We start from the raw sequence: 6,419 nt of genomic DNA, 5'->3' as shown, positions 1-6,419 counted from the left end.
GCCCGGACCGTGCACGGTCCGGGCCCGCGGCGTCGGGCGTGCGGGTGTCAGACGTCGCCGAACTCGCCGCTGCGGACGGCGGCGACGAACGACTCCCAGGCCTCGGCCGGGAAGACCAGGGCCGGCCCGTGAGGGTCCTTCGAATCGCGGACCGGCATCACACCGGCGAACCCGGGCGCCACCTCAACGCAGTTGCCCCCGTTGTTGCTGAAGCCGGACTTTCTCCACACGGCACCCGTCAAGTCGAGAGTGGGGCTGGTCATTCGAGGTCCTTCCGAGCAGCGCGGATCACATCGAGTGAAGCCGCCTTCGACAGTGACTCCACCTGGAGTTGATCGTAGTCACTGTCCCAGGCTTCCACCGTCTTGTGTCCTCGCTCCACGATGCCACGCGCCTGAGACTCGGCATAGCCGACGACCGAGCGGTCTCGCAGAGTCAGCAGAACTATCGGCATCGTGAATGGGACATGCTCCCCGAGGACGAACGGGGCCACTTGCAGCGTAAGGTTCGGGAGCTCGGCCAGGCCCTCAAGATGTTGAAGCTGATGCAGCATGACGTCACGCCCTCCCACCGGGCGACGAAGGCAGCTCTCGTCCATGACCGCGTGGACTGTCGGCGGCGGATCCCGACGAAGTACCTGCTGTCGTCCCATCAGGAACCCGACTCGCTCCTGCGCTTGAGACCTGGTGATGCTGCCGCGAAGAACTGCCGCACTCGCCAAGGCCACTGCGTACGCCTCGGTCTGGAACAGGCCAGGAATGACGTTCAATTCAAAGGTGCGGATCTTCCGGCACCGCGTCTCCGCCTCGACATACTCGTCGAATCCCTCCAGCAGGCTGGCGTTCGAGATCCGTCGCCACAGTTCGACGAACAACCCACCCGTATCGAACACCTGGTCGGCCGCAACCGCGAATTTACGCGTTACAGGCTTCTTCGCTCCTTCGATGTACGAGATCAGCCCATGGCTGTAGCCCATCCGCTTGCCAAGTGCGGTCTGGGACCAACCTCTTGCACGTCGCTGCCTGCGGAGTTCGCTCCCGAAACGCATGGCAGGAGACAACGACTGATCGTCTTCATCGGGCCCCATGGCTCTCCCCGCCTTGTCACTCGGCAGAACTGTGAAGGTTGAAGCCTGGTGATCGTAGCGAGCTGAGCGCCACCATGGCTACATCCAGTGATCCACCGGACGCGCAGCGCGACTCAGAGCGCCTGCGGCCGTCGATTCCTCACGTCTGGAGCAGAGTTGAGCACGACCCGCCTCATGTCCCGTCCCCCCGCCCAGCGCTGCGGCCAGCAGGTCTTCGTGCTGCGCGAGGACCCCGACGAGCGGGACGAGTTCCTCGTCCCGCTGGTCGACTCCGCCCACCGGGACGGCCTGGTCCTGCCCGGCGGCAGCGCCGAGCAGGACGAGCTTCCGCACCTCGCGGCGCGCCGGCACCTGGAGACGCAGACCGGGCTCGTCATCGCCCTGCGGACGATCCTCACGATCGACTACGTGCCCGCCGCGAAGGCCCCCGAGGGCGTCAACTTCGTCTACGCGGGCGGGATGATCACTCCCCGGCAGGCCGAGGCCGTCGGCCGCCACCAGCCGCCGGACGGCATCCGCACCCTGCACTGGGTGCCCCGGTCCAGGTTGCGCGAGGTCATGGCGGACGACCATGACCGGCGTGTCGAGGACGCGTGGGACGCCTGGGAGCACGGCGCCGGTCTTCCGCTGCTCGTGCGGGGCGTCCCGGTCCCGGTCGGCTGATCAAGGATCCGGGACCTGCGGCCTCACCCTCGGCAACTCCCGTTCGACGCAAGGATTCTGGACTTGTGGGTCCATTTTCGGCGGCCTACCGTGCTGGACGTTCCCTTCGAGCGAGCCCGTACAGGAAGGTCACCCCATGCACGCGATCCGGATCGAGGAGCACGGCGGCCCCGAGGTCATGCGCTGGACCGAGCTGCCCGACCCCGTCCCCGGCCCCGGCGAGGTGCTGGTGCGCCTGGGCGCGGCCGGTGTCAACTACATGGACGTCGGCGCCCGTTCGCAGGGCGCCGCGGGCTGGCAGGCGCCGGCGGTCCTGGGTGCCGAGGGCATGGGGTACGTCACGGCCCTCGGCGCGGGGGTGACGCAGGTGGCCGTCGGCGACCGGGTCGCCTGGTTCTACCACCCGGGCAGCTACGCCGAGTTGCTCGCCGTTCCGGCGGATTCCCTGGTGAAGGTGCCCGACGGCATCGACGACGAGACGGCCGGCGGCCTGCTGATGCAGGGCCTGACCGCCCACCACCTGAGCACCGAGACCCATCCGATCGGCCCGGGTGACACCGCCGTGGTGCACGCGGCGGCCGGCGGGGTGGGCCTGCTGCTGACCCAGATGGTCAAGGCCCGCGGCGGCACCGTGCTCGGCCTGGTCTCGCGCGAGGAGAAGGCCCCCGCCGCGAAGGAGGCCAGCGCCGACCACGTGCTGGTCCACTCCGGCGGCGGTTTCGAGGCGTGGGTGCGGGAGCTGACCGGCGGGCGCGGGGCCGACGTCGTCTATGACGGCGGCGGCGCCGACACCTTCACGTCCTCGCAGCTGGCGCTGCGCCCGCACGGGGTGCACGCCTACTACGGCCCGTTCATGGGCGTCCCCACGCTGCGGCCCACCGACCTGCCGAACAGCATCCTGCTCACCTACCCCGTGGTGCACCACCACGTCCCCACCCCCGAGGCCCTGGTGCGGCGCGTCGGCGAGGTGTTCGGCCTGGTCCTGGACGGTCGGCTGACGCCGCGGATCACCGGCCGCTACCCGCTCGCCGAGGCGGCCCGGGCGCACGCGGACCTGGAGTCCCGGCGCACCACCGGCAAGCTGCTGCTCCTGCCCTGAGCCGGGGGTGGGGGAGGATCGTCTCGAAGCCCTGCGACCAGGACCGGGAGGGACTCGTGCCGTTGACCCGCAAGGGCGCCGCGACCAGGCTGCGCATCGTCGAGGGCGCCGCCGGGCAGATCCGCGAGCAGGGCGTGTTCGCGCTGCGGCTGGAGGACGTCATGGCCCGCACCGCGACCAGCAAGAGCCAGCTGTTCCACTACTTCCCCGGTGGGAAGGACGACCTGCTGCTGGCCGTGGCCCGCCACGAGGCGGCTCGGGTGATCGACGACCAGCAGCCGGAGCTGGGCGCCCTGGCGTCCTGGGAGGACTGGCAGCAGTGGCGCGACAAGGTCGTCGCCCGCTACCGCGCGCAGGGTCCGAGCTGCCCGCTGCACGTGGCCCTGTCCGAGCTGGGATCGGCCACGAGCGCGGCGCGGGCGGTGGCCGGCGAGCTGCTGGGGCAGTGGCGGGGGCAGCTCGCCGCGGGCATCCGCCGGCTGCAGGACGCCGGAGAGGTCACCCCGGAGCTGGACGCCGACCGGGAGGCCGCGGCGCTGCTGGCCGGCGTCCAGGGCGGGGTGCTGATCCTGCTCACCACCGGCGACCTCACGCATCTGGAGGCCGCGCTGGACGTGGGCATCGCCCGGCTGCGCGCGGCCCGCCCCGGCACGGGCGGCTGACCCGCGGCCGCGCGCGGACGTCCGGCGCGGGGTCGGTACGGGACCGGGGGCCGGGCCGCTGCCGGGGCCGTGCCGGGCTACTTGCCGGCGGTGGTCATGGAGGCGACCGCCTGCGCCACGTCGGCCCGGTAGAGGCCCATCCGGGGGTTCAGGACGTGGACGCCGCCGGGCAGGGGGACGTTGCTGGTGTCGGCGAGGGGCATGTTGGCGTCGTCCTGGTCGGCCAGCACGTTGAGTTCGTTGACGCCCGGGGCGGTGCCGGTCGTGGCGCCGCTCGGGTCGAGGTCGATCACCGCGTAGGCGCTGCGGCCCGCCGGGACGGGGAAGCGCGCGGTGCCGCTGGCGAGCACCGGCTTGATGTTCCTGCTCCGGTCGGCCGCGGCGGAGTCGCCCAGGTCGACTCCCGGTGAGGAGCTCAGGGTGCAGGCGGCCGCGCCGGTGTTGCGCACCTCTATCACCCACTGGTGGGGCGCCCCGGCGCGGGCCGCCGCCTGGACGGTGAGGTTCTTGATGTCGCACGGACGGGCGGCGGCGGATCCGGCGCCCGCGCCGCCGGATGCGGTGCCGCCGGATGCGGGGCCGCCGGAGGGGTTCGCGCCGGGCGTCTGCGGCGCGCCGGTGGCCGGGTGCGAGGCCGTGGCGCTCGCCGGGGCGCCCGCCGTCGGGGGCGTGGCGGCCACCGTGGCGCCCGCCGTGGGGGCCGCGGCCGGGTCGGCGTTGTCGGGCCCGCAGGCGGTCGACCCGAGCCCCGCCCCGACGACGAGGACGGCGCAGGCGAGCAGCGGACGGCGGTGGCGGACGGACATGGTGGCTCCCCGGTGGTGGTGCGTGCTGACTGCTCGGACACCTCACAGGACGCTCGGGGGGCGGTTTCGGGTGGCGGGCGGGGCGTCACAATCGTCAGGACACGACGGGGATGGGACTGTGACATCCGGTCAGGTGCGGCGTCGTTGACACGTGCGGCAGCCGGCCCTGCTCGCCGCGCCGCCCCCCGCCGTCGCCGACCGGGCCGGGTTGTGGGGCAGGCCACACCCCGGGCGGGTTTGGGTCCGTGCGGGTGAGAAGGGTCACGCCGCTCCGGCGCCCTGGTGGCGGCGCAGGGCCCGGGGGGCCGCAGGGCCCGGCAGGACTGGGCGAGCCTTGGATCGGGGTGGTCGAAGGGCCTGTCCGTTTCGGGACCAAGGTCATTGATCCGGTTGACCTTCGACCTCGCGGTGTTCACGGCGGGTCCGGGCAATCGTGGACGGTCGCCCGGTGTGCCCGGGCGGGGCGCCGTCCACGGTGGGCGGCGCCGTTCCCTGCCGTCTACCCGGCGCACGGCGCGCGGACAGCGCTCCGTACGCTCCGGAGGACCCCGAAACCCATGTCCCAGACCATCGACAACGCCCCGTATACCGCCTTCCACCGCAGGCTGGCCCTCGCCTGCTCGGGTGGGCCGCTGCTCGACGGCTACATCCTGAGCATCGTCGGCGTCGCCCTGATCGGCATGCGCCCCGACCTCGGCCTGTCCACCGCGCAGGTCAGCCTGATCGGCGCCGCCGCGCTGGTGGGCATGTTCGTCGGCGGCGCCCTGTTCGGCGTGCTGACCGACAAGATCGGCCGGGAGGTGATGTACACCGCCGACCTGCTCGTCATGGTGGCCTGCTCGGTGCTCTCCTTCTGGGTGGACGCGGTGTGGGCGATCGCCGTGCTCCGCTTCGTGCTCGGCATGGCGGTGGCCGCCGACTACCCCATCGCCACCTCCCTGCTCGCCGAGTGGCTGCCCGCCAAGCACCGCGGGCGGCTGCTCGGCCAGCAGATCGTCGCCTGGTACGCCGGCTCGGTGCTCGCCTACGTGGTGGGCTATCTGTTCCTGGAGCTGGCCGGACCGGGCAGCTGGCGGTGGATGCTGGCCAGTTCCACGGTGCTGTGCGTGGTCTTCCTGGTGATCCGGCGCGGCTCGCCGGAGTCGCCGCGCTGGCTGGCCGCGAACGGGCGGGTCGGTGACGCGGTGCGGGTGGTCGAGAAGCACCTCGGGGTGCGCGTCGACGGCCGCGAGCTGATGCCCGACCCGGCCGCGCGCGCCCGCAGCGCCGGCGGGCTGCGGCTGCTGATGACCCCGCCCTACCGGCGGCGCACCCTGTTCTGCGGCCTGTTCTTCCTGTGCCAGGTCGGCCCGCTGTTCGCGATGCTCACCTTCGGCCCGCAGATCCTCTCCTCCTTCGGCATGCCGGGCGGCACGGTGATGGAGACCCTGGGCACCGGGCTGGTCAGCCTGGTCTTCCTGCTCGGCTGCTACCCGGCGCTGCGCCTGATCGACACCCGGGGCCGGCGCCCCGTCATCATCTGGTCGTTCGCGCTGATGACCGTCCCGCTGGCCTTGCTGGGCGTGTGGCCCACCGCCCCGGCCGCCGTGGCGCTGACCGCGCTGTGCGCGTACGCGTTCCTGTGCGGCGGGCCCAACGTGCTCGACTGGACCTACCCGAACGAGCTGTTCCCGACCGAGATCCGGGCCACCGCCGTGGGCGTGGCCACCTCGGTGAGCCGGATCGGCGCGGCCGTGGGCACCTACCTGCTGCCGCTGTCGCTGTCCGGCCTCGGCACCGGCCCCACGATGCTGATCGCCGCCGGGACCACGGCCGTGGGCCTGCTGGTGTGCGCCCTGTGGGCCGAGGAGACCCGCGGCACCTCGCTGGGCGCCGCTCCGGCCGCCGCCGCCCAGGGCCCGGCCCCGGCCGTCCCGTCCCAGCGCGTGCCCCAGCCGGCGCGCTGACCGGCAGCGCGCACCGGCCGCGGTACGCGACCCAGCGGCCTGCGCGGCCTGCGCGGCCTGCGGTTGAACGGCGGCGGGGGGGCGGGGGCGGGGGGGGCGGCGGGCGGGTGGGAAAGCCCCCCCGAGAGGTGGTAAAACACAAAAAAAAACAAAAAA

Annotated in this window: 7 protein-coding genes; 4 read left to right on the top strand and 3 right to left on the bottom strand. The window is 72.8% G+C overall.

Annotated features, from left to right (window positions below; all coding sequences use genetic code 11):
• Positions 1 to 47: 47 nt before the first annotated feature.
• Entirely contained in the window at positions 48 to 263 is a 216-nt protein-coding gene (locus ABT247_RS30685; protein ID WP_350749104.1) for a DUF397 domain-containing protein, read from the bottom strand.
• Complete coding sequence (locus tag ABT247_RS30680; protein ID WP_350749102.1) at positions 260 to 1,087, bottom strand: helix-turn-helix domain-containing protein; 828 nt, start codon at positions 1,085 to 1,087, stop codon at positions 260 to 262. Before ABT247_RS30680 ends, ABT247_RS30685 begins: the two co-directional genes overlap by 4 nt.
• Positions 1,088 to 1,261: 174 nt before the next feature.
• On the opposite strand from ABT247_RS30680, the gene ABT247_RS30675 reads away from it, so the two are divergent.
• The 3 genes from ABT247_RS30675 to ABT247_RS30665 all read left to right on the top strand — a co-directional run bounded on the left by ABT247_RS30675 (position 1,262) and on the right by ABT247_RS30665 (position 3,511).
• The gene (locus tag ABT247_RS30675; protein ID WP_350749099.1) at positions 1,262 to 1,750 is read left to right on the top strand and encodes an NUDIX domain-containing protein; all 489 of its coding nucleotides are present in this window, start codon (positions 1,262 to 1,264) and stop codon (positions 1,748 to 1,750) included.
• A 136-nt stretch (positions 1,751 to 1,886) separates the two neighbouring features.
• Positions 1,887 to 2,849 carry a quinone oxidoreductase family protein gene (locus ABT247_RS30670; RefSeq protein WP_350749096.1) on the top strand — a complete coding sequence of 321 codons (963 nt, stop codon included), beginning with the start codon at positions 1,887 to 1,889 and terminating at the stop codon, positions 2,847 to 2,849.
• Between the two features lie 56 nt (positions 2,850 to 2,905).
• Positions 2,906 to 3,511, top strand: a complete 606-nt coding sequence (locus ABT247_RS30665) for a TetR/AcrR family transcriptional regulator (RefSeq protein WP_350749093.1) — start codon at positions 2,906 to 2,908, stop codon at positions 3,509 to 3,511.
• A gap of 77 nt (positions 3,512 to 3,588) precedes the next feature.
• Here the strand turns inward: ABT247_RS30665 and ABT247_RS30660 are convergent, their stop codons facing one another.
• Positions 3,589 to 4,317, bottom strand: coding sequence for a DUF4232 domain-containing protein (locus tag ABT247_RS30660; RefSeq protein ID WP_350749090.1), 729 nt, complete (start codon positions 4,315 to 4,317; stop codon positions 3,589 to 3,591).
• A gap of 557 nt (positions 4,318 to 4,874) precedes the next feature.
• On the opposite strand from ABT247_RS30660, the gene ABT247_RS30655 reads away from it, so the two are divergent.
• Positions 4,875 to 6,263, top strand: a complete 1,389-nt coding sequence (locus ABT247_RS30655; RefSeq protein WP_350749087.1) for an MFS transporter — start codon at positions 4,875 to 4,877, stop codon at positions 6,261 to 6,263.
• The last annotated feature ends 156 nt before the right edge of the window (positions 6,264 to 6,419 follow it).

This window comes from Kitasatospora sp. NPDC001539, from assembly GCF_040298565.1.
Taxonomy (GTDB): domain Bacteria; phylum Actinomycetota; class Actinomycetes; order Streptomycetales; family Streptomycetaceae; genus Kitasatospora.
The sequence above is the reverse complement of the archived record's forward strand: the minus strand, read 5'-3'. Positions and strand labels throughout refer to the sequence as shown.

Coding starts and splice junctions, on each gene's coding strand:
- ABT247_RS30660 (WP_350749090.1), bottom strand. CDS start 4,317: ATGTCCGTCCGCCACCGCCGTCCGCTGCTCGCCTGCGCCGTCCTCGTC.
- ABT247_RS30670 (WP_350749096.1), top strand. CDS start 1,887: ATGCACGCGATCCGGATCGAGGAGCACGGCGGCCCCGAGGTCATGCGC.
- ABT247_RS30675 (WP_350749099.1), top strand. CDS start 1,262: ATGTCCCGTCCCCCCGCCCAGCGCTGCGGCCAGCAGGTCTTCGTGCTG.
- ABT247_RS30685 (WP_350749104.1), bottom strand. CDS start 263: ATGACCAGCCCCACTCTCGACTTGACGGGTGCCGTGTGGAGAAAGTCC.
- ABT247_RS30655 (WP_350749087.1), top strand. CDS start 4,875: ATGTCCCAGACCATCGACAACGCCCCGTATACCGCCTTCCACCGCAGG.
- ABT247_RS30680 (WP_350749102.1), bottom strand. CDS start 1,087: ATGGGGCCCGATGAAGACGATCAGTCGTTGTCTCCTGCCATGCGTTTC.